22 protein-coding genes are annotated in these 22,323 nt (G+C 36.8%); 6 read left to right on the top strand and 16 right to left on the bottom strand.

Translation table 11 applies throughout. The features are described 5' to 3' along the window. Nucleotides 1-21: 21 nt before the first annotated feature. The 3 genes from dnaA to CRO54_RS20890 form a co-directional block, all read right to left on the bottom strand. Nucleotides 22-1,452, bottom strand: a complete 1,431-nt coding sequence (dnaA, locus tag CRO54_RS20900; RefSeq protein WP_097134053.1) for a chromosomal replication initiator protein DnaA — start codon at nt 1,450-1,452, stop codon at nt 22-24. A gap of 195 nt (nt 1,453-1,647) precedes the next feature. Next, nucleotides 1,648-3,192, bottom strand: a complete 1,545-nt coding sequence (locus CRO54_RS20895) for an acyl-CoA mutase large subunit family protein (RefSeq protein WP_097134052.1) — start codon at nt 3,190-3,192, stop codon at nt 1,648-1,650. Between the two features lie 175 nt (nt 3,193-3,367). Then, the gene (locus tag CRO54_RS20890) at nt 3,368-3,898 is read right to left on the bottom strand and encodes a DUF7935 family protein (RefSeq protein WP_097134051.1); all 531 of its coding nucleotides are present in this window, start codon (nt 3,896-3,898) and stop codon (nt 3,368-3,370) included. Between the two features lie 93 nt (nt 3,899-3,991). On the opposite strand from CRO54_RS20890, the gene CRO54_RS20885 reads away from it, so the two are divergent. Both CRO54_RS20885 and CRO54_RS20880 read left to right on the top strand, forming a co-directional pair. Then, a complete protein-coding gene (locus CRO54_RS20885) occupies nt 3,992-4,345 on the top strand; it encodes a HesB/IscA family protein (RefSeq protein ID WP_097134050.1) in 354 nt (117 codons plus the stop codon). Between the two features lie 125 nt (nt 4,346-4,470). After that, nucleotides 4,471-5,703, top strand: coding sequence for an ABC transporter permease (locus CRO54_RS20880; protein ID WP_097134049.1), 1,233 nt, complete (start codon nt 4,471-4,473; stop codon nt 5,701-5,703). Between the two features lie 22 nt (nt 5,704-5,725). Here the strand turns inward: CRO54_RS20880 and CRO54_RS20875 are convergent, their stop codons facing one another. The 5 genes from CRO54_RS20875 to CRO54_RS20855 form a co-directional block, all read right to left on the bottom strand. Then, complete coding sequence (locus CRO54_RS20875) at nt 5,726-6,463, bottom strand: tyrosine-protein phosphatase (protein WP_097134048.1); 738 nt, start codon at nt 6,461-6,463, stop codon at nt 5,726-5,728. A gap of 60 nt (nt 6,464-6,523) precedes the next feature. Beyond that, on the bottom strand, nt 6,524-7,093 hold the full coding sequence (locus CRO54_RS20870) for a hypothetical protein (RefSeq protein ID WP_097134047.1): 570 nt from the start codon (nt 7,091-7,093) through the stop codon (nt 6,524-6,526). Nucleotides 7,094-7,181: 88 nt separating this feature from the next. Next, complete coding sequence (galE, locus tag CRO54_RS20865) at nt 7,182-8,198, bottom strand: UDP-glucose 4-epimerase GalE (RefSeq protein WP_097134046.1); 1,017 nt, start codon at nt 8,196-8,198, stop codon at nt 7,182-7,184. A 2-nt stretch (nt 8,199-8,200) separates the two neighbouring features. Next, nucleotides 8,201-9,190 (bottom strand): UDP-glucuronic acid decarboxylase family protein, encoded by a 990-nt coding sequence (locus CRO54_RS20860; RefSeq protein WP_097134045.1) that lies wholly within the window; start codon nt 9,188-9,190, stop codon nt 8,201-8,203. Continuing rightward, a complete protein-coding gene (locus CRO54_RS20855) occupies nt 9,191-10,501 on the bottom strand; it encodes a UDP-glucose dehydrogenase family protein (RefSeq protein WP_097134044.1) in 1,311 nt (436 codons plus the stop codon). It lies immediately after the preceding gene. Between the two features lie 65 nt (nt 10,502-10,566). On the opposite strand from CRO54_RS20855, the gene CRO54_RS20850 reads away from it, so the two are divergent. After that, nucleotides 10,567-11,772, top strand: coding sequence for a 3-deoxy-D-manno-octulosonic acid transferase (locus CRO54_RS20850; RefSeq protein WP_097134043.1), 1,206 nt, complete (start codon nt 10,567-10,569; stop codon nt 11,770-11,772). Here CRO54_RS20850 and CRO54_RS20845 read toward each other — a convergent pair. The 3 genes from CRO54_RS20845 to CRO54_RS20835 form a co-directional block, all read right to left on the bottom strand. Next, on the bottom strand, nt 11,769-12,377 hold the full coding sequence (locus tag CRO54_RS20845; RefSeq protein WP_097134042.1) for an HAD family hydrolase: 609 nt from the start codon (nt 12,375-12,377) through the stop codon (nt 11,769-11,771). The two genes, CRO54_RS20850 and CRO54_RS20845, sit on opposite strands and share 4 nt — an antisense overlap. Beyond that, complete coding sequence (gene hemH / locus CRO54_RS20840) at nt 12,378-13,388, bottom strand: ferrochelatase (RefSeq protein ID WP_097134041.1); 1,011 nt, start codon at nt 13,386-13,388, stop codon at nt 12,378-12,380. A gap of 127 nt (nt 13,389-13,515) precedes the next feature. Then, the gene (locus CRO54_RS20835) at nt 13,516-14,364 is read right to left on the bottom strand and encodes a 4-hydroxy-3-methylbut-2-enyl diphosphate reductase (protein WP_097134040.1); all 849 of its coding nucleotides are present in this window, start codon (nt 14,362-14,364) and stop codon (nt 13,516-13,518) included. Nucleotides 14,365-14,444: 80 nt separating this feature from the next. On the opposite strand from CRO54_RS20835, the gene CRO54_RS20830 reads away from it, so the two are divergent. Next, on the top strand, nt 14,445-15,422 hold the full coding sequence (locus CRO54_RS20830) for a Fic family protein (RefSeq protein ID WP_205944036.1): 978 nt from the start codon (nt 14,445-14,447) through the stop codon (nt 15,420-15,422). 36 nt (nt 15,423-15,458) lie between these two features. Here the strand turns inward: CRO54_RS20830 and CRO54_RS20825 are convergent, their stop codons facing one another. After that, nucleotides 15,459-15,968, bottom strand: coding sequence for a phosphoribosyltransferase family protein (locus CRO54_RS20825; RefSeq protein ID WP_097134038.1), 510 nt, complete (start codon nt 15,966-15,968; stop codon nt 15,459-15,461). A gap of 129 nt (nt 15,969-16,097) precedes the next feature. Here CRO54_RS20825 and CRO54_RS20820 point away from each other — a divergent pair, with 129 nt between their 5' ends. After that, nucleotides 16,098-16,808 carry a head GIN domain-containing protein gene (locus tag CRO54_RS20820; RefSeq protein ID WP_097134037.1) on the top strand — a complete coding sequence of 237 codons (711 nt, stop codon included), beginning with the start codon at nt 16,098-16,100 and terminating at the stop codon, nt 16,806-16,808. A gap of 148 nt (nt 16,809-16,956) precedes the next feature. Here CRO54_RS20820 and CRO54_RS20815 read toward each other — a convergent pair whose 3' ends face one another. The 4 genes from CRO54_RS20815 to CRO54_RS20800 all read right to left on the bottom strand — a co-directional run bounded on the left by CRO54_RS20815 (nt 16,957) and on the right by CRO54_RS20800 (nt 19,642). Then, entirely contained in the window at nt 16,957-17,364 is a 408-nt protein-coding gene (locus CRO54_RS20815) for a hypothetical protein (protein WP_097134036.1), read from the bottom strand. 3 nt (nt 17,365-17,367) lie between these two features. After that, on the bottom strand, nt 17,368-17,916 hold the full coding sequence (locus tag CRO54_RS20810; protein ID WP_138765871.1) for a hypothetical protein: 549 nt from the start codon (nt 17,914-17,916) through the stop codon (nt 17,368-17,370). Nucleotides 17,917-17,967: 51 nt separating this feature from the next. After that, nucleotides 17,968-19,398 carry a 23S rRNA (uracil(1939)-C(5))-methyltransferase RlmD gene (gene rlmD, locus CRO54_RS20805; protein WP_097134034.1) on the bottom strand — a complete coding sequence of 477 codons (1,431 nt, stop codon included), beginning with the start codon at nt 19,396-19,398 and terminating at the stop codon, nt 17,968-17,970. A gap of 133 nt (nt 19,399-19,531) precedes the next feature. Continuing rightward, on the bottom strand, nt 19,532-19,642 hold the full coding sequence (locus tag CRO54_RS20800; RefSeq protein ID WP_097134033.1) for a phenylalanyl-tRNA synthetase subunit alpha: 111 nt from the start codon (nt 19,640-19,642) through the stop codon (nt 19,532-19,534). A gap of 194 nt (nt 19,643-19,836) precedes the next feature. Between CRO54_RS20800 and CRO54_RS20795 the strand changes: the two genes are divergently transcribed. After that, entirely contained in the window at nt 19,837-22,257 is a 2,421-nt protein-coding gene (locus tag CRO54_RS20795; protein WP_097134032.1) for a heavy metal translocating P-type ATPase, read from the top strand. Nucleotides 22,258-22,323: the final 66 nt, after the last annotated feature.

Here is a 22,323-nt window from a genome sequence, read left to right as displayed (position 1 = left end):
TTTTACATTGTGATATGAGCATTAGCTCATTTTAAGTTTCTTTTGAATATCGTTTACGTAAGCTTTAAACTTTTTATCCGTCTCAATTAAATCTTCCACCGTTTGGCAAGCATAAATTACAGTAGAGTGATCTCTACCGCCAAAAAATGCACCAATAGTTTTTAATGAAGATTTAGTATGGCTTTTCGACAAATACATAGAGATTTGACGAGCTTGTACAATTTCACGTTTACGTGTTTGCGATTTTACCATATCTACTGGTACTTCAAAATATTCGCAAACCAATTTTTGGATATATTCCATCGAAATTTCTTTCGAGGTATTTTTAATAAAGTTCTTCAACATCTGTTTAGCTAACGCTAAATCGATGTCTTTCTTATTCAAAGTAGATTGAGCAAGTAATGAAACCATCGCCCCTTCTAGCTCACGAACGTTATTATCAATGTTATGTGCTACATATTCAACCACCTCACCTGGTAGCTCAATACCATCGGCATACATTTTCTTCTTAAGGATAGCGACACGAGTTTCCAAATCTGGCACCTGCAAATCTGCAGATAAACCCCATTTGAAACGGCTTAACAATCTTTCCTCTAAACCTGCCAAATCTTTAGGTGCTTTATCTGAGGTTAAAATTACCTGCTTACCTGATTGGTGCAAATGGTTAAAGATGTGGAAGAAAATATCTTGAGTTTTTTCTTTTCCTGCAAAGTTGTGTACATCGTCCATGATGATGACATCCATTGCTTGATAAAAGTTTACAAAATCATTGATGGTGTTGTTCTTTAACGAGTCTACAAACTGTTGGCAGAACTTTTCGCAAGAAACATAAATCACCAATTTATCTGGCACACTACGTTTAATTTCGTTACCAATAGCTTGGGCCAAGTGGGTTTTACCTAAACCTACACCTCCGTAAATCATTAACGGGTTAAACGAAGTACCTCCTGGCTTAGCAGCCACAGCGTAACCCGCAGAGCGAGCTAAACGATTGCAATCTCCCTCAATATAATTATCAAAAGTATAATTAGGGTTTAATTGCGGATCTACATTTAACTTCTTTAGACCAGGTATAATGAATGGGTTTTTAATATCCTTATTGATAGAAACAGGGATTGGCATCGACTGTGTTTTTGCCTCTGCACCGTTTCCATTAGACGGCATGTTAGTAGTGTATGGAGAGCCCGTACTAGACGACTTATCTACAACGATATTATATTCTAATCTACCCTCGTCTCCTAACTGCTTTTTTACTGTTTTTCTAAGTAAACCAACATAGTGTTCCTCAAGCCATTCGTAGAAAAATAAACTAGGTACCTGTATGGTCAAAACCTTGCCTTCTAACTTAAGGGCAGATATCGGTTCGAACCAAGTTTTGAAACTTTGATTCGGGATATTATCCTTAATAATTTGGAGACAGCTATTCCACACTTCTGTACAAGTTTTTTCCATATCGTTTTCTATAATTTATTGATTTTCAGTTCCGTTAAGTGCGAATTGATAGCGCACTTTTGAGACTTCGAATATTCAAAAAATTATCAACATTCCGAATATTTTTTTGAATTATTTTGTAACTACTTAAACAGCAATACCATAAACAAGCCCACCTCAACGATTGATGTTAATAACTATTTTTCCACACTGTTTTTAGTACTCTCCGAACACTTCTCTTAAGCAGTTTGCTATTTCTCCTAAGGTAGCATATTCTTGTACAGCAAGCAATATAAAAGGCATTAAATTTTCAGTTCCTTTAGCTGCATTTTTCAAATCATTCAACGCAGCTTCTACAGCTATATTATTACGCTCAGCCTTCAGCTTTTTTAGCTTATCCACCTGTATCGTCCTAATGGATTCATCGATGTTAAAAACCTCATCAAAACTGTCTTCTTTTTGAGTAAACTTATTAACCCCCACAATTACACGTTCGCCACTTTCTACTTCTTTTTGATATTGATAAGAAGCATTGGCAATTTCCTGCTGGATGTAACCATTTTCGATAGCATTTACCGAACCACCCATCATTTCTATCTTGTCTATATATATATTAGCGGCAGCCTCAATTTCATCGGTAAGTGATTCTATAAAGTAGGAACCAGCCAAAGGATCAACTGTATCTGTAACTCCGCTTTCGAAAGCAATTACCTGTTGTGTACGCAGGGCGATTTTAGCCGCAGCTTCTGTAGGTAGCGACAGCGCTTCATCGTAACCATTGGTATGCAGAGACTGGGTGCCACCTAAAACCGCTGCCAGCGCTTGGTTCGAGACCCTCATCACATTATTTAGCGGCTGTTGAGCAGTAAGTGTAGAACCTCCCGTTTGCGTATGAAAACGAAGCATCATTGCTTTCTCATCTGTAGCACCTAAACCTTTGGTAATGTTGGCCCACATCCTTCTTGCTGCCCTAAACTTTGCAATTTCTTCGAAAAAGTTATTGTGACAATTAAAGAAGAAGGATAGTCGCTTAGCAAAAACATTAATATCTAGGCCCTTTTGCAACGCCGCATTTAAATAAGCTTTGCCATTTGCTAAAGTAAACGCCAACTCTTGCACCGCGGTAGATCCCGCTTCGCGGATATGATAACCAGAAATAGAAATGGTGTTCCATTTAGGCAACTCTTTGCTACAATACTCAAAAATATCGGTAATGATACGCATAGAAGGCTTAGGAGGATAAATATAAGTACCTCTAGCTGCGTATTCTTTTAAAATATCGTTCTGTATGGTGCCAGAAATCTGCTGCAAATCTGCACCCTGCTTTTTTGCCAATGCAATGTACATCGCTAACAAGATAGATGCAGTTGCATTGATAGTCATAGAAGTGGTGATGTCCTGTAATTGTATCCCATCAAATAGTATCTCAATATCTTTCAAGGAATCAATGGCTACACCAACTTTACCAACTTCACCTTCTGCCATTTCATCATCAGAATCGTAGCCAATTTGTGTAGGTAGATCAAATGCCACCGACAAGCCCATGGTACCTTGAGCCAATAAATAATGATAACGTTTGTTTGATTCTTCTGCTGTGGAGAAACCTGCATACTGCCGCATAGTCCATAAACGCCCACGATACATGTCTTTTTGTATTCCTCTGGTGAATGGAAATTGACCTGGAAGCTCCTGATTTTGGGAAGCAGTAGTATACACATCCTTGATTTCTATTCCAGATGTGGTGGTATGTTTTTTCGCCATAGACTTTTTATATTTGGTTAACTGTTGAAATCGGTTAATTGTTTAACTGTTCGCACCAATTTTCAACTTGCTAAAATGTTTAATAGCTGATTAAATGTTGATTTGTTTAATCGGTTAATTGTTGGAGCATAAGCTTAATCTCAGTTAACCAATTAATCAGTCCAAACACTTAACCTCAAAACAATTTATGTATATCTTGCTTAATCAGCCCGATAGTTAATTCATAAGGATTCTCTTCAATTTCTCCCATGTGATGGAGTACTTTTTTACTCAATTCGATTCCTGAAGCATCAGCAGTTAGGTTTTTAACAGCATTGTTTATCATGGCAATAGTATCGTCCTTTAATTGACGTATTACTTTCCAAGTAGCAGCTTCCAGATAAAGCTGTTGTGTAATATTATGCTGAAATTCTGTTTTAATTTCGTTCACCGCCATTAGCTGTAACACTTCAACTTCAATACCTTGTTGGTGTAACCGAAGCAATAAATTAGACGGATTAATCCTATCCACGAAAATAATCATCCGCTCATGGGCTTGTAAACGCAAAGCCAACAAACTACCCTTATCTTCTGGGATGGAAACGCTTTTTCTTGAACTAAGAAAATTCATGATATCGTTTCGAACCATATAATAAGTAAGCACAATAATAACAGTACCGCCAGCAGCCAAGCTTGCCGAGTTGACTAGGAATTTACTTAAATCCATTCAGTTTTGTTTATACACCGTAATATTAGCCATTACGAGCAACAAAAATGTACATTAATATTTATATTTGTTTATCATAATTTTAAAATAAAGATGAGTAATCCTGTTGAGACAACTTTTGCACCTGTAACTTTTACCCAAGGTGCTATTACCGAATTGATAAAGCTTAGAGACCAACAAGAAATTGCTGAAGATTTTGGCTTACGTGTTGGTGTAGAGGGCGGTGGCTGCTCAGGCATGAATTATGTGCTGGGTTTTGACCAAAAGAAAGAGGGCGACCAAGAATTTGTGATCGAAGGCATTAAGGTTTTTATGCACAAAGCGCACCAAATGTATCTTTTAGGTATGGAGATAGATTGGCAAAATGGTCTTAACTCTAGAGGTTTTACATTTAACAACCCTAATGCAGCTAGTAGTTGCGGTTGTGGATCAAGCTTTTCTGTTTAAACAAAAAATATTGTAACATTTTAAGAGGTCTCGTTGTCTTAACAACGGGACTTTTTATTTTTACCTTTAAGGTTTAAAGCTAAGAGCATCAGCTTAAGATTATAACAAACATCTAAATACTCATAATGAACTATAGCGAAAACGTACGATTAGCCATGCAATCTATTAAAAGTAACCGCTTGCGTACTTTTCTTACTGCACTCATTATTGCTATAGGTATTTCTGCACTGGTGGGCATTTTAACCACTATTGATGCTATTGAAAAGAAAATGACAGATGCCTTTTCTAGTATGGGAGCCAATTCGTTCACCATCAGAAATAGAGGCACGGGCATTAGAATTGGAGGTTCTGGAGAGCGACCAAAAAGCTACAAGCCGATTAGATATGAAGATGCCTTGAAATTTAAGGAACGTCTAAATACACCTGCTACAGTATCTATCAGTGTATTTGCGAGTAGTGGTTCTACCGTAAAATATGGTCAGGAAAAAACAAACCCTAACATTAATATTAGAGGAATCGATGAAAATGGATTAGCCGCACAAGGCTTGGAACTTTCGCATGGAAGAAGTTTTAACAACTCAGAATCTCTTAATGGACCAAACATTTGTGTTATAGGGTCGGAAATTGCTAAAAGCATGTTTAAGGATGCAGACCCTTTAGATAAGGTAATTACTGCAGGCAGCAATAGATTAAGAGTTGTTGGCGTACTTGCGGCAAAAGGTTCTAGCATGGGCGCAAGCATAGACAGAGCGGTTTACGTACCTCTTTTTAAAGCGAAACTTATCAACTCAAATGCCAATCCATCATATACCATTACTGTGATTGTGCCAGGTGGCGATATTGTAGATAATATCATTGGTGAATCTACTTCGATGTTCAGAAGTATCAGAAAAATAAAGATTGGCGAAAGCAACAATTTCGAAATTACCAAAAGTGACGCTGTAGCCCAAACTTTAATAGAGAACTTAAAAGTGGTGAAAATTGGTGGTATGGCCATTGGTATCATTACCTTGCTTGGAGCATCTATTGCCTTGATGAACATTATGCTGGTATCGGTAACCGAGCGTACTCGTGAAATTGGTATTAGAAAAGCTATCGGTGCCAATCCATCAGTTATCCGTAAACAGTTTTTAATAGAAGCTATTGTAATTTGTTTACTTGGCGGTATAATGGGGATATTTTTAGGTGTAGCCATAGGTAATATTATATCCATGGCCATGAGTGGAGGCTTTATTATCCCTTGGTTATTTATTGGCGGAGGTTTAGCGCTTTGTATTGGAGTTGGAATTGTTTCTGGATATTATCCCGCACAAAAAGCATCAAAATTAGATCCGGTGGAAGCCTTACGTTACGAGTAATTATTTACTAAAAAGCAATCGTTTAAAGCAGCACGTTATTTAAATGCCCTTGTTGTATTAGCTTTTCTACTCTAGACAAGTTTAGGCTTTCTTTCAATGCTTTGGCATGGCGTAAATGGTGCATATCGCTACCTAAAAATGAGATACAATGATGATCAACTAAACTTTCAGCTGCGTTTTTCACACCCTTACCATAATAGCCAGTTAACGAAATGGTGTTCAATTGTAAAAAGCAACCATACTCGATAATTTGCTGATAGTTCTCTATACTTCCGTGATAATATGGGTAGCGTTCGGGGTGCGCCAAAACTGGATAAAAACCTGCATCTTGTATTTTGAAAAGTACATCTAATAAATTTGGTGGTTGATTAATGTACGATAGTTCGAATAGAAGATAGTTGTTGCCAAATCCTAAAACTTCTTTTCTATTTAGCTTATTGATAAAGGTCTCATCAAAGTAGTACTCAGCAGCAGCTTCTACTTCTAAGTTAATTTCATTTTTGAGCAGGCCCTCTTTTAAAACATCCAAGCCTTTATTGATCGTATCGGGCGTATTTCTGTAAAAATCGGCCATTACATGTGGTGTTGCAATCACTTTTTTAAAGCCCAAATCCACATATTTTTTAGCCATAACCAAAGAAGCTTCCAAATTTGGCGCACCATCATCAATACTCGGAATAATATGCGAATGCATATCGGTAACTACCGAAGAAAAATCGATATTAGGCTCCTTACCACGTTTTTTGAATAGACCAAACACTTTGCTAAGTTAAAAGTAAAAAGACAAAAGTTAAAAGTATTGAGGTACAACGAGCATCAGTTAATCTATCTGCTTAGGTAAGCCCAAGCTTAGAGCCGTCTTATCGACATAGCTATCGTAAACTTTAGCTAATAACTTATTTACTTCTTCTTTCAAATCGAATTGCAAATCTTCGTGCAGCTTTTCGAACTTACGCAGAACAATTAATATTGATTTAACCACATAATTAGCTAACAATTGCTCGTGGTTTTTAGTTAAAGAATGCACCTTGAATCTAAAGTTCATTGGCGAAGCATTAAACATCATCAGTTTCAATTCTATTTCCTCAAAATCAGCTTTGGTAACTTTATAAAAATGGTTGATTTGCTTGGTTAGCTTACGTAAAAGCAGTAAAGCATCTTTTGCACTCGTTTTCGGAGTAGTATTTAAATCCTCCAAAACATCGGTAATCTCATTTTTAATAAAAGCAACCCTATCACTAAGGTTGCTTTCATCTTCTAATAACAAAAAATGTAAATGTTCGGTGAGCACTTTGTCTTTAGCAACCAAACGTAAAAGCAATTTATCTTTCTCTTTTACCGGCAGTGCTAAAATTTCTTTCTTTAAATCTTTATGCTCACTTAATTTCATTCGTAATCAGTGTTTTTAATGGTAAATGAGCTATAGTGGGCATGACAATCTTCATTGAATTAATTTAATGAATGCCCATGATGGTCATTTAAAATGGATTGTTCTTAATATATTTTTCCCACTCCCAAGCAGAGCGCATCATTTCATTTAAATCTAACTCTGTTTGCCAACCTAAAATCTCTTTAGATTTAGTTACATCTCCATAAGTTTTCTCTACATCTCCTTCTCTTCGAGGTGCAATTTTATAATCTAATTTTTCACCTGTAGATTGTTCAAAAGCATTGATGATTTCTAAAACAGAAGAGCCTTTTCCAGTTCCTAAGTTGAAAACATCGTAGCTGTCTACTTTTCCATCTTCCAATCTTTTAACAGCGGCAACGTGTGCTTTTGCTAAATCTACCACGTGAATATAATCGCGAACTGCAGAACCGTCTACAGTATCATAATCATCCCCAAATACTTGGATTGGACCGCGTTTACCTATTGCAGATTGCGTAATGAATGGGATTAAATTCTGCGGTACTCCATTTGGCAATTCACCAATTAAAGCTGTTTTATGCGCACCTACTGGATTAAAATAACGCAAAGCAATTACATTTAAACCAGGCGTTACTTTAGCTGTTTCTACCAATATCTCCTCCGCAATTTGTTTGGTATTTCCGTATGGAGACTCAGCTTTTTTAACTGGGCTATCTTCTGTTACAGGTAATTGATCTGGCTGACCATAAACCGTACAAGAGGAAGAAAAAACAAAGTTGGTTTTTGGATAAGCCGTCAATAAGTTAATCAAGCTATAGAAGTTGTTTTTGTAATACTTCAATGGTTGCTCTACAGACTCGCCTACCGCTTTATAAGCTGCAAAATGAATAATTCCAGAAAGATCTTGGTTCTGTTTTGCAAAACCTTCTACTGCAGTTTCATCCTGTAAATCTAACTCAACAAAGTCAAAACGCTTACCTGTAATTTGCTCTAACTGATCTAAAATCTTAATATTAGAGTTAGAAAGGTTATCAACAATGATCACTTCGTAGCCTGCATTATGTAATTCTACAACAGTGTGGGAACCGATATACCCCGTTCCTCCGGTAACTAAAATTTTAGACATGCTTATTTATTATAGGTAGTGAAATCTTTATGGTCTATTTTCGCTAGCGCTTCTGGCGATAACGATTTAAAATATTCGTAAGTAATTTTCAAGCCTTCTGCCCTATTCACTTTAGGTTCCCATTTCAGCAATTCTCTTGCTTTCGTGATATCAGGTCTACGTTGCTTAGGATCATCTTGCGGTAATGGTTTGTAAACAATTTTTTGGTCTGTGCCGGTCAACTTGATGATCTCTTCGCAGAATTGCTTGATCGTAATTTCATCAGGGTTACCAATATTTACAGGACTAGCATAGTCTGACTGTAACAAGCGATAAATACCTTCAATCAAATCATCTACATAACAGAAAGAACGAGTTTGGCTACCATCACCAAAAACGGTTAAATCTTCGCCTCTCAAAGCTTGACCAATGAATGCAGGCAAAACACGTCCGTCATTTAGTCGCATACGAGGCCCATAGGTGTTGAAAATACGCACAATACGGGTTTCAACTCCATGAAAAGTATGATAAGCCATGGTAATTGCTTCTTGGAAACGCTTTGCTTCATCGTAAACACCACGAGGACCTACTGGATTTACATTACCCCAATATTCTTCTGGCTGAGGGTTCACATTCGGATCTCCATACACCTCAGAAGTAGATGCAATTAACATTCTAGCTCCTTTAGCCTTTGCTAATCCAAGTAAATTATGCGTACCTAAAGAACCTACTTTTAAGGTTTGAATTGGGATTTTAAGGTAATCGATTGGACTTGCAGGCGACGCAAAATGTAGGATATAATCTAAATTTCCAGGAACGTGAACGAACTTAGAAACATCGTGATTATAAAACTCGAAATTCTCCAATTTAAAAAGATGTTCGATATTGGCCAAATCTCCAGTAATCAGGTTGTCCATACCAATCACATGGCATCCTTCTTTAATGAATCTATCGCAAAGGTGTGATCCTAAAAATCCAGCAGCACCTGTTATTAATACTCTTTTACGTTCCATCTAGCTTACAATTTTACGACCTATGCTGTTATAATAATATCCTAAATCAATCATTTTTTGGAGATCAAAAAGGTTACGTCCATCAAATACAACTTTATTCTTTAACACTTCTTCCATTTTCTCGAAATCAGGGTTACGGAATACAGACCATTCTGTAGCAATCAATAATGCATCTGCACCTTCTAATGCCTCATACTGATCTTTAGCATAGCCGATTTTATCTCCCAGCAAGGCTCTAACGTTCCCCATAGCCTCAGGATCAAAAACAGTTACTTCTGCGCCGCCTGCTAACAAATCATTAATGATATACAAAGCAGGTGCTTCTCTAATGTCGTCAGTTTCTGGCTTAAAAGCTAAACCCCAAAGAGCAAATTTCTTTCCCTTTACGTCGCCTTTATAATATTTTAAAACTTTATCTGTTAAAACGGTTTTTTGTTTTTCGTTTACATCCATTACGGCTTTCAAGATTTTGAAGTCATATTTATGTTCTACTGCTGCTTTTTCTAAAGCCTGTACATCTTTAGGGAAACAACTGCCTCCGTAGCCAATACCTGGGAACAAAAATCTTTTACCAATTCTGTCATCAGAGCCAATTCCTTTACGCACCGCATCTACATCTGCTCCTACAATTTCGCAAAGATTTGCTACTTCATTCATAAAAGTAATTTTAGTTGCTAAGAATGAGTTGGCAGCATATTTAGTCAATTCAGAAGAGCGCTCGTCCATGTAATAAATTGGATTTCCTTGACGCACGTAAGGAGCGTACAGCTCACCCATTAACTTCTTCGCTTTTTCGCTTCCAGTGCCAATCACCACACGGTCTGGCTTCATGAAATCATCCACCGCTACTCCTTCACGTAAAAACTCTGGATTAGAAACTACATCAACCTCTATATTGGTATGCTCTTTGAAAACCGCAGCTACTTTATCTGCTGTACCAACCGGCACCGTAGATTTATTTACGATTACTTTATATTCCGTGATTAATTTAGAAATATCTTTTGCAGCACCTAAAATGTAAGACAGGTCTGCAGCACCGTCGCCTCCTGGAGGGGTAGGCAATGCCATGAAAATGATTTGTGCATCTTCAATTCCTTCTGCCAAGTTAGTGGTGAAAGATAAGCGGCCTTGCGCTATATTACGGTGAAAAAGTACATCTAGACCTGGCTCATAAATCGGCAGTTGACCTGCTTTCATTTTATTAACCTTTTCTTCAACGATATCTACGCAGATTACGTTATTGCCTGTTTCGGCCAAACACGTACCTGTTACCAAACCTACGTAACCTGTACCAATTACAGCTATCTTCATATATTATGGAATGTTTTTAACATTAATATTTATCTTCGACGAAGATAATAAATTATGCAGCAAATATGTATTGGCTTTACAACATTAGTATTTTAATTTACGAGCTATTGGTTAGGTTAGCATCGTTGTTTAATGCGAAGGCCAAGCTACTTATTGGGGGCAGAAGAAAAATTTTTGACCAGATCGCAATTAAAACGCAAAACTTGGAACATCCCATTTGGTTTCATTTTGCCTCATTAGGAGAATTTGAGCAAGGGAGGCCAGTATTAGAAAAAATCAAGTCCCTAAACGCCGAAGAGAAAATCATAATCACTTTTTTTTCTCCATCCGGATACGAAATTAGAAAAAATTACACTTTGGCTGAAGGGATTTTCTACATGCCTCTAGACACTACTGCTAACGCTAAAAAATTTATTGAACTTGTAAATCCTAAGATAGCAATCTTCACCAAATATGAATTTTGGCCCAATTATTTTACAGAACTAGCTTTAAAACAAATACCATTATACATCATATCTGGCATTTTTAGGCCGAATCAAGTTTTTTTCAAATGGTACGGTGGATTTTATAGAAACTTGTTGAAATCTGTTGATTATTTCTTTGTACAGAACGAAGAAAGTGCTGCCCTACTCAAAAGCATTGGTATCAACAATATCAATATTAGTGGCGACACTAGGTTTGATCGAGTTTTCGAAAATGCACAACAACCAAAACAGCTACCTATTATTAAGCAATTTTGTGCAAATGCACCAGTTTTAATTGCAGGAAGCACTTGGCCAGATGACGAAAAATTATTGGTTGATTTAGCTACAAAATATCCTAATTGGAAAATAATTATCGCCCCACATGAAATTCATGAATCTCATATCTCAGAAATTGAAAAACTATTTCCCCAGGCAACAAAGTTTTCAGAACTAAATCCAATGAAACCAGATCATCAGGTTCTGATTATAGATAACATTGGAATGCTGTCTTCGCTATATCAATATGGGAAAATTGCTTATATAGGTGGAGGATTTGGGATTGGTATTCACAACACATTAGAAGCAGCAGCTTTTGGCTTGCCGGTAATTTTTGGACCTAACTACCATAAATTTCAAGAAGCTAAAGACTTGATTAATATCAGAGCTGCCAAAAGTATCTGCAATACAGGAGAGCTAGTTTCCGCATTTGAGTATTTTAACAAAAATGAAAATGGAAAAATTGCTTCAAGCTATGTCGCTGAGAAAAAAGGTGCTACAGATATAATTATCGAAAAAATTTCAAGTTAGATCTTATCTACTCTTACCCAGTCCATGCCAGCGGCGATAGCTCCTTGAACACCCAAATCTGCATCTTCAAATACGATACATTTATTGGGATCTATCCCCAAAGCGTCTGCAGCAGCTAAAAATGGATCTGGAGCAGGTTTTCCTTTTGGAGTTTCGCCAGCACAAACCATCACATCGATTAAATCAATTAAACCTAAAACAGTTAAAGTTTTAGTAACTGTTTTTCTGCTTCCACCAGATACTACTGCTATTTTAACCTTGCCAACATGATTTTTAAGATGCTCGGCAACGTAGGCAATAGGCTGCGTTTTTTCTATGTATTTATCGATGAAGATTTGAGATTTTTCGCTCGCAAAAGTATCTGGTAATGCCACGCCGTACCTCTTAGTGATTTCTTTTGCGAAGATTGCAGTTGGCATCCCTGCAAATTCATCAATCATGTTTAAATCTAGGGCGATGCCATAATTAGCCGCAACTTCCTCATAAGCCAATTTGTGCGCCATCATGTTATCTGCCAAAGTACCATCGCAATCATACAAAAAAGCTTGATAGTCACCTTCTGTTCTTTTGGTTAAAAGTTCTAGTTTTTCTAAGTGATCTTCCATTTATATAGACATTTCGGCTAGTGCATCAATAAATCTAGGATCATCATTTAAGCTTTCTACCAACTGTACGTGCTCCCCTCCTAGTTCCTTAAATTCTTCGTGGTACTCTACCGTGATTTCATATAGCGTTTCTAAGCAGTCAGCCACAAAAGCAGGGCTAAAAACCAACAATCTCTTTTTACCTTCCGATGCTAATTTTTTAAGAGTATCAGTAGTATATGGTTGTATCCAAGGCTCTTTCCCTAGGCGAGATTGATAACAAACAGAGTAATCTTCACGAGTAATACCAAGTTTTGCTGCTAAAAGTTTTGCTGTATTATGGCATTGCGCTGAGTAGCAGAACTTATTAGCATCGTTATAGTTATCGCAGCAGTTATTCACTTTCAGACAATATTTCCCCGTATGGTCAGATTTAGTCATCTGTCTTTGCGGCAATCCGTGGAAGCTAAATAAGACATGGTCATAATTTTCTAATCCGTGCTTTCTTGCATTGTCTGCAAAAATTTCCAGCATTAAATCATTATCATGAAAAGAATTCACAAAAGATACTGGTGGAATTGTTGGCCATTTGCTAATTAATTCCATTACCAACTGTAGTACCGAACCAGTACTTGCAGATGCATATTGAGGAAAAAGTGGAATAACTTTGATGCTGCTTACCAAACCCTTTTTCAACTTTTCTAACGCATTTTCGATAGATGGACTTTGGTATCGCATTGCCAACTCTACTTGATATTCTTTACCTAGTTTATCTTGTAGCATTTGAGCTTGCAATTCACTATAATATAATAATGGCGACCCGTTTTCACTCCAGATTTCTTTATACAACTTCGAAGTTTTCGGGCTACGAAAAGGAACAATTATACCTTTCACCAATAAGGTTCTATTTAGCTTAGGGATGTCGATTACTCGCTCATCCATTAAAAATTGGTCAAGATATTTTCTTACGTCTTTTACTTCTGGACTATCTGGTGTGCCCAGATTAACTAACAGTATACCTTTTTTAGCCATTATTTATTATTTGCCGCAAATATAGCTTGATTTACGATTTTAGATGTATGATTTTAGATTTTAAGACATGAAGGAGACACAAAACAGTTCTCGATTGGCAGTTTCCAATCAAAGTGCCTAGAAACAATTAAAAACTCTCCAATTGTGCTTTCACCTGTTCCATTAACCACATAGGTGTTGATGTTGCACCACAAATACCAATTTTGTCATTGGTTTGAAACCAAGTGTAGTCTAATTCTTCTACATTAGAAATGAAGTAGGAATTATCATTGTATTTTTTGCACACATCGTAAAGCACTTTACCGTTTGATGATTTTTTGCCCGACACAAAAACAATTTTATCGAAGTCACTTACAAATTTTTCTAATTCATCATAACGATTAGAAACTTGTCTGCAAATGGTATCATTAGCTTTTACTTCGTAACCCCTACTAATTAATTCTTCTTTAATTTGGTAAAATTTATCTACGCTTTTAGTCGTTTGGCTGTATAGGGTAAATTTATTGGGAAGCTCCACATTATCCAGCTCAGCAATATCCATAAACACTAAAGCTTCACCATCAGTTTGACCTTGCAAACCAATTACCTCTGCGTGTCCATGTTTTCCAAAAATGAGAATTTTCTCGCCATCATCATGTGTGTTCTTGATACGATTCTGCAGTTTTAGCACTACAGGGCAAGAAGCATCAATAAGGGTTAGGTTATTTGTTAAAGCCAATTCATAAGTTGAAGGAGCTTCACCATGTGCTCTAATTAGCACCTTTTCGTTGTGTAATTGCTGAAGTTTTTCGTGATCGATAATCCTCAATCCTTTTACCTTCAATCGCTCTACTTCTTCATCATTATGCACAATATCACCCAAACAATAAAGATATTCTTCATTATCCAAGATATCTTCTGCCATATCTATAGCGTAAACTACACCAAAACAAAAACCTGAAGACTTATCTATTGTAACCTTTAAATTATAGCTCATCATAACCTCTTACCTAACAAAGGTACACAGAAGAAGTTTAATTTAAGGAAAATTTTTAACATCGGATAAAATTAATATATTTGTTAACGATATTAAAAGAGATGTGGGAATTTAATTTAGAAGACTTAGTAGAACTACAACCACACATAGATAGGCTGTACGAAAAAAAAGCGAAGATTAATCAATCAAGACCTTTGCCCAACGCTGTATTGCACAAAATAAAGGAACAACTTAACTTAGAATGGACTTACAACTCCAATAGCATTGAAGGAAACACGCTCAATCTTCGTGAAACACAGTTAATTTTAGAAGAGGGCATTACTGTTGGCGGGAAATCACTAAGAGAACATTTTGAAGTGGTAAACCACGAAAAAGCAATAGATTACCTATACAATTTAGTTAATCCAGATTATACCTTAAGGAGCATTGATATTTTAAATCTGCATAGCTACATTTTAAAAAATATTGAAGATGAATACGCTGGCAGATTGAGAAACGGGGGTGTTCGTATTGTTGGCGCTAATTTTACGCCACCAAGCGCTAAAAAAGTTCCAGATTTACTTGACGAACTAGTTTCTTTCACCAATGAAAACCCAATTGGTGCAGATGATTTAGTGTTGGCAACGTTATTTCATCATAAGTTAGCCTGGATACATCCATTTTTTGACGGAAACGGGCGCACAGTTCGTTTAGCGATGAATTTATTGTTAATGAGAAAAGGATTTCCACCCGCTATTATCCTTAAAAATGACAGAAAGAAATACTACGATGCACTTAATCAAGCTAACAATGGCAGCTATCATAAACTCTGCCTATTAATGTTACAGGCTACAGAGCGTTCGTTAAATATGTATATCAACGCAATGCCTGGCAATAGCTACGATGATTATGAACCAATCTCTAGCATCGTATCAGAGCCTGATTTTCCTTATGGACAAGAATATGTTAGCCTATTAGCACGAACGGGCAAAATAGATGCATATAAAGAGGGCAAAAATTGGCTTACCACAAAAGAAGCCATAGAGGAATATGTAGTTAATAGAAAAAGAAAAAGGTAGAATCATCAGACGGGCTAGTGCTACACAGAAATAGTACTAGCTCAAATAAACCCTGTCTTCTTCACCTTCTACATCCATAATTACATCTACATGTTCCTTAAGTACCGTAGCCAGCTCTAAACCAACAAAATCTGTTGCAATTGGAAAAATTTTATGGCTTCTATCCACCAAAACCACTGTTCTGATTTTCTTGTGGGGAGTATTCAAAAACACACCCAAACCATAAGCAAGGGTTTTACCACTGTTCAGTACATCATCTACCAAAATAATGACTTTGTTTTTCCAGTTGCTTTCTGGCAAATCGGTTTTGGCGATTAACTTGCTGCTTTGTTTTTCTAAATCTACACGCAATAAGGTGGTTTTAAATTCAGAAATTTCTTTTAGTGTTTTTTCTAAACGAACAGCCAATTTATAACCTCTATCCCATATTCCAGCAAGTACAATTTCTTTCTCATCCATATTATCTTCTAATATCTGATAAGCAATTCTATTGATTTTTTGCTGGATTTGCTTCTTATCTAAAATGAGTAATTGATTTTGGGGCATCTTGCTGAGATTTATTATACAAAAGAACGATTTTAAGCTTCAATATCAAATATCGATTTTTTTTTAGTTATTGGTGCAACGTTTGGCAGTTAACGTGCGTCTAATGATTAAACCAATTTTCGAAACATCATGAGAAATTCTTTTCTTTTAAAAATTAGCGGTCTATTTATTGCCTGCTTCATCACGTTAAATGTATCGGCGCAAAGCTCTAAAACTGTAAGTGTCAAAAATTTCAACAGTATTGGCGTAAGCAGTGGCATCGACTTGTTTTTAACCCAAGGCAGTACCGAATCCTTAGTTATTAAAGGTTTAGAAGATGTAATTAAAGATGTAGTTATTGAACAAGAAGGGAATAATCTAACCATTAAATATAAAGAAGGCATTAATTGGGGACGTTTATTTAAAGGTACCTCTATACAAGTTCACGTTACCTTCAAGAAGTTGAACAGTATTTCTGCTTCTGGTGGTAGCGATGTAGAAACTCAAAACACCATCAACACCGATAAAATAAGCATTAAATCTTCTGGAGGTGCTGACATGGATTTAAGTATTGTTTGCAAAGACATCACTATTGCTTCTAGCGGCGGTAGCGACATCAACCTAAAAGGTTCGGCAGAAAACATGGTTTTAAACACTAGCGGCGGTAGTGATGTAGATGCTTTTGAGTTTAAAGTGAACTACGCAAAGGTAAATACCAGTGGAGGTTCGGATGCTAACGTTTTCGTAAATAAAGGATTGACAGCAAATGCTACTGGCGGTAGCGATATACATTATAAAGGCAGTGCTGCATTAAAGAAAGTATCAAACTCTAAGAGTGCTGATATTATACACGTAAATTAATCACTAGCGGATACCAAATAGGAAAATTTAGTTTAGTTAATAGTTAAGTGCCAATACCGCGGATGCAGTATTGGCCTTTTTTATTTCTATATAATTTACTTATGATTTGACTAAGAACCCCTGTAGAAACGGGATAAGTATAGTGTTATTAGTTTTTTGAATAAGGATAGTAAATAAAATTAGCTCCTTCAGGTACAATTACAAAAACGCACATAAAATCTTCTGGCTTTTTGTAGTTTTTAAGAAAATGTTCTTTCTTTTCAGGCTTGATAATTCCTTTTTCTATAAATTCTTCTAAAGTAGAAGCCTGTATTGTCCAGTTGGTATTTAACTCTTCTCTGTTTAAAATCATTTCTCCCAACTTCACCTCGTGTTGATGCGCTATGAAAATTGGTGCAGCTGATATGCCTTCTACCATAATTTCTACGGCCACCTCTTTGATGGAGTCAACATAGAACTCTAAATCCTTTTCTAAACTTAATAAAGGACTTTGCTTTTTTTCTTCTTTTTGTTCCCCATTAGGATTTCCACCTCCTAACAATTCTTCCGATTCCATATCTTAAAACTTGATTTCGTTTTTATTAATTATAAATTGATCATCTGCCAAACTATCAGTAAGCAGGTAATATTTATTGTTTTTTTCTTCTATACGCTTAGCTAAAGGATATTCATCGGCACAAAAGTACATGCTACCCTTTTTGAGCATTTTCCAAGTATTGTCTTTCATGCTAAATAGATTGATACTTGCCCAACAACTGCTAAACCATTCTGGTCTAAGTAATAACTCAGGTTGATTATCGCCATCTAAATCCTTAACTAAATAAATATCTGCACCAATGGCCTGCTTAAAATTTAAGGCTGGCCATTTTTTGTTACTAAAGAGTACATTGATTTCGAACACTTTCTTTTCTTGCAACGTAGGATCTTGCGCTACTTTCGGTTTAATGACAAAGGCTGTATCTTTTTCGCTAAGCAGCAACGTATCCACCAAAGTCGTATCTGCATCCATCCTAAAAGTTTTGGTGCTCACCTCCACTTCTTTCGTTTCTCCGTTTCTACAGGCAAACATTACCCCTACCAACAGTAGCAAAAAACAATATCTTTTCATCTGCATCATAAAAGCTATTTGATATTCAATTCACTCTGTAACAGAAGGAAATTATTTAAGTTTTAGCAAAACCACATTTTCTACGTGTTGCGTATGCGGAAACATATCCACAGGTTTAATACGAACCACTTCATATTTTTCGGTAAGCAAAGCTAAATCTCTAGCCTGCGTTGCCGCATTACAACTTACGTAAACAATCTTCTCTGCTTCCATCTCTAACAAACGGTCTACCACATCTTGGTGCATTCCAGCTCTGGGCGGGTCGGTTATTACCACATCTGGCTTGCCATGTTCTGCTATAAAATCTCTTGTCAGGATGTCTTTCATATCACCGGCATAAAAGATAGTATTATCAATTCCGTTAAGTTGAGAATTGAACTTCGCATCTTCAATTGCAGACGGCACATATTCTACACCAACCACTTGTTTTGCACTATGCGCTACAAAATTAGCGATGGTTCCCGCTCCGGTGTATAAGTCGTAAACCAGTTCATCGCCTTTTAAGTCAGCAAATTCTTTAGTAATGCGATACAGCTCGTAAGCCTGCTCAGAGTTAGTTTGATAGAAGGATTTGATACCGATTTTGTATTTCACACTTTTTCCATTACCTAGAGGCATTTCCTCGAAAATATGGTCACGACCAGCGTAAGTGATTACCTCTTGATCAAAAATTGTATCGTTCTTTTTATGATTTACAATGTACTGCAACGATGTAATTTCTGGGAAAGTGGCTTTCAGGTATTCCATTAAGCCATCAATCTTTGCTTGTTCAGCATAAGCGAAAACCACACCGACCATTACTTCTCCAGTGCTAGAGGTACGGATAATTAGGTTACGCATTTCTCCTTCGTGATTACGTAAATCGTAAAAACTTAAGTTGTGTGCCAACGCATAATCACGAACCTTTAAACGAATTTGATTGCTTGGGTCTGCTTGTAAATAGCAATGCTCAACTCCTAAAATTTTGTCAAACCTGCCAGGAACGTGAAAACCCAAAGCATTCATTTCTCTTCCTTCAGGTTGGTCAGCCATATCCGCAGCATCTAGCCAACGTTTATTAGAGAAAGTATATTCTAACTTATTACGATAATATTGATTTTCAGTAGAACCTAAAATTGGTTCGATATTACTTACATCTATTTTACCTAAACGTTGTAAAGCAGACTCTACACTTTTCTGTTTGTAAGTCAATTGCGCATCGTACTGCATGTGCTGCCATTTACAACCGCCGCAAGTACCAAAATGGCTACAAAAAGCATCTTGTCGCAAAGCGGATGGCGTATGTAAAGTTTCAATTACCGCTTCTGCAAAGTTTTTCTTTTTCTTTACCAAACGTACATCAACTACATCGCCAGGAACGGCCTTATCAACGAAGATTACCAATTCATCGGCTTTGCCCACCCCTTTGCCTTCTTCGGCAATATCAATAATACTTAAACCAGAAATCCTGATAGGTTCAGTATTTTTTCTTTTTCTGCTCATTGGCGCAAATATACGACGTTTATTTAATGATTGAATTTTGAATGATTAAATGACTAAATACGTAAAGTTGGGACAAAGTAATAGCTAACAGACCAATTGCCTGAAAATTAAAATAGAAAATCAGCTGTGCAAATTAACCTTCAAAAATGCTTAGAATTAAACCTAAAACACCATCGCTAAGATTAAAGTTCACATCAAACTGCTCGTCAACTCTTACAGAAATTTCTAATATTTCTTGACTCATAATTATAATGCTATTATTACAAATTTAATAAAAAATGAACCAAAAACCAAATCGGTATATGTTATAATTTTGTTAATTATAAGTAATCAGAAGATGTACAGATTTTATACATGGGCAAAGATGTAAAGGTTTAAGGGAATAATGTAACGTACACCTGATTCTGTGTAGCTAATTTTGTTTCATTAAAGAAAACCATGAAAACGGAAAACCCTATATATATTCCTTTAGAAAATGTAGACAGTGAACATTGTGCGCTCATCGTCGACAAAGGACTATCAGAAATCAAAGAAATCACTTCTCACACAGTAGAATTGAATAACCACAGAGCTTTAATTACGGCTAAAAAATATCCAGAAGAAGCAGTACAAGCTGCCGTGAAACAGATTAGAGATTTAGGTTATGAGGTAACTACTGTTAAACAAACATTTCCTGTTACCAATATGTCTTGCGCTTCTTGTGCGGCTAATACGGAAGCTACTTTAAATAATCAGGTTGGTGTGGTAAAAGCAGAAGTAAATTATGCGAATACTTCGGCAAAGGTAGAATACATTCCTAGCTTGGTAACGGCACAAGCAATGAAAGAAGCAGTGCAAGCTGCAGGTTATGACTTGCTTATCGACGACAGTAACGAAGCAAAAGAATCGCTTGCTGACATCAAGGCAAATCAATATCAGGCATTAAGAAAACGAGCTATCGGCGCATTAATTTTAGCTGTTCCTTTATTTGTTATTGGGATGTTTTTTATGGATATGCCTTATGGAAACTACATCATGTGGGCTTTAGCTACGCCAATGATTTTCATTTATGGCAGTCAGTTTTTTGTAGGCGCTTGGAAGCAGGCTAAACATCGCTCTGCGAATATGGACACTTTAGTTGCCATAAGTACCGGAACAGCTTATATCTACAGCGTACTCATTACATTATTCCCAGATTTTATGCACCGCATGGGCATTCATTCTCATGTTTATTTTGAGGCGGCTGGTATTGTCATTGCATTTATCCTTCTAGGAAAGCTATTGGAAGAAAAAGCGAAGGGAAATACTTCATCAGCCATTAAAAAGTTGATTGGCTTACAACCTAAACATGTTACGATAGTTCATGAGAACGGGCATCAAATGCAAGTTTCTATCAGCTCAGTTAATGTTGGTGACATCCTTTTAGTGAAACCTGGCGAGCGTATTGCCGTTGATGGATTGGTGGTTAATGGCAGTTCTTATCTTGATGAAAGTATGATTAGTGGCGAACCGATTCCTGTTTCGAAAACCGAAGGGTCTGCTGTGTTTGGGGGAACAATTAATCAAAAAGGAAGTTTTCAGTTTAAAGCCGAAAAAGTTGGAAGCGATACTATTTTGGCCCACATCATTAAAATGGTGGAAGATGCGCAAGGCAGTAAAGCGCCTGTGCAAAAATTAGTGGATAAAATTGCCGCTGTGTTTGTCCCGATTGTAATTGGCATTGCTATTTTAAGCTTACTAATTTGGATGATTTTAGGTGGTGAGAGCGGTTTAAGCCAAGGCATTGTTGCTTTTGTAACGGTATTGGTAATCGCCTGTCCTTGTGCTTTAGGTTTGGCTACGCCTACAGCCATCATGGTTGGTGTGGGCAAAGGTGCAGAAAAAGGTATTTTAATTAAGGATGCAGAAAGCTTAGAACTGGCAAAGAAGGTAAATGCCATTATCCTTGATAAAACGGGTACCATTACCGAAGGCAAGCCGAAAGTAACTGCTATTAAATGGTTCGAAGAATTTAATGAACAACATCAGAACATTCTTTATAGCATTGAAAAATCATCGGAGCATCCTTTAGCAGATGCGATTACCGAACACTTAAAAGATAAGTCTCAGTTCTTACAGGGCATTGCTGTAGAAAACATCAGCGGACAAGGTATAGAAGGAAAGTTTGAGCAAAGCGTCTACATTATTGGCAACGAACTGCTAGTCAAAAAGCGAGAGGTTGAAATCTCGTCAGAAGTTAAAAACTGGGTTGACCAACAATTGGAAGCTGCCCAAACGTTAGTGCTTTTCTGTAACAATAAAAGAGTGCTCGCTGCCATTGCTATCGCCGACCAAATTAAAGCTACTTCTAAACAAGCTGTACAGCAGCTGCAAAAAGATGGAATTACGGTTTATATGCTCACTGGTGATAATGAACAGACTGCTAGAGCAGTAGCCGACCAACTTGGTATTAATGAATATAGAGCAAATGTATTACCTGCCGACAAAGCTGCTTTTACGAAAAAACTTCAAGAGAGCGGCAAGGTTGTAGCGATGGTGGGCGATGGTATAAATGATAGTACGGCACTTGCCCAAGCCGATGTAAGTATTGCGATGGGCAAAGGAAGCGATATTGCCATGGACGTAGCAAAAATGACGATTATTTCTTCTGATTTGACGAAAATTCCAGAGGCGATACATTTATCTAAAAACACAGTTCAAGCGATTAAACAGAATCTATTCTGGGCATTTATTTATAATATTATTGGCATTCCAATTGCGGCCGGCATATTATTTCCAATTAATGGATTTTTATTAGACCCCATGTGGGCTGGTGCGGCAATGGCATTAAGCTCGGTAAGTGTAGTGAGCAATAGTTTGAGATTGAAATATAAAGTTTAACTGATTAATTGTTTAAATCGGTTAATTTCAAAATCAACAGCAGCTTAACGAACTACTCAAAAACTT

It is taken from the genome of Pedobacter xixiisoli, from assembly GCF_900215335.1.
In the GTDB taxonomy this organism is placed as follows: domain Bacteria; phylum Bacteroidota; class Bacteroidia; order Sphingobacteriales; family Sphingobacteriaceae; genus Pedobacter; species Pedobacter xixiisoli.
This window is presented reverse-complemented; position numbering and strand designations above follow the sequence as displayed.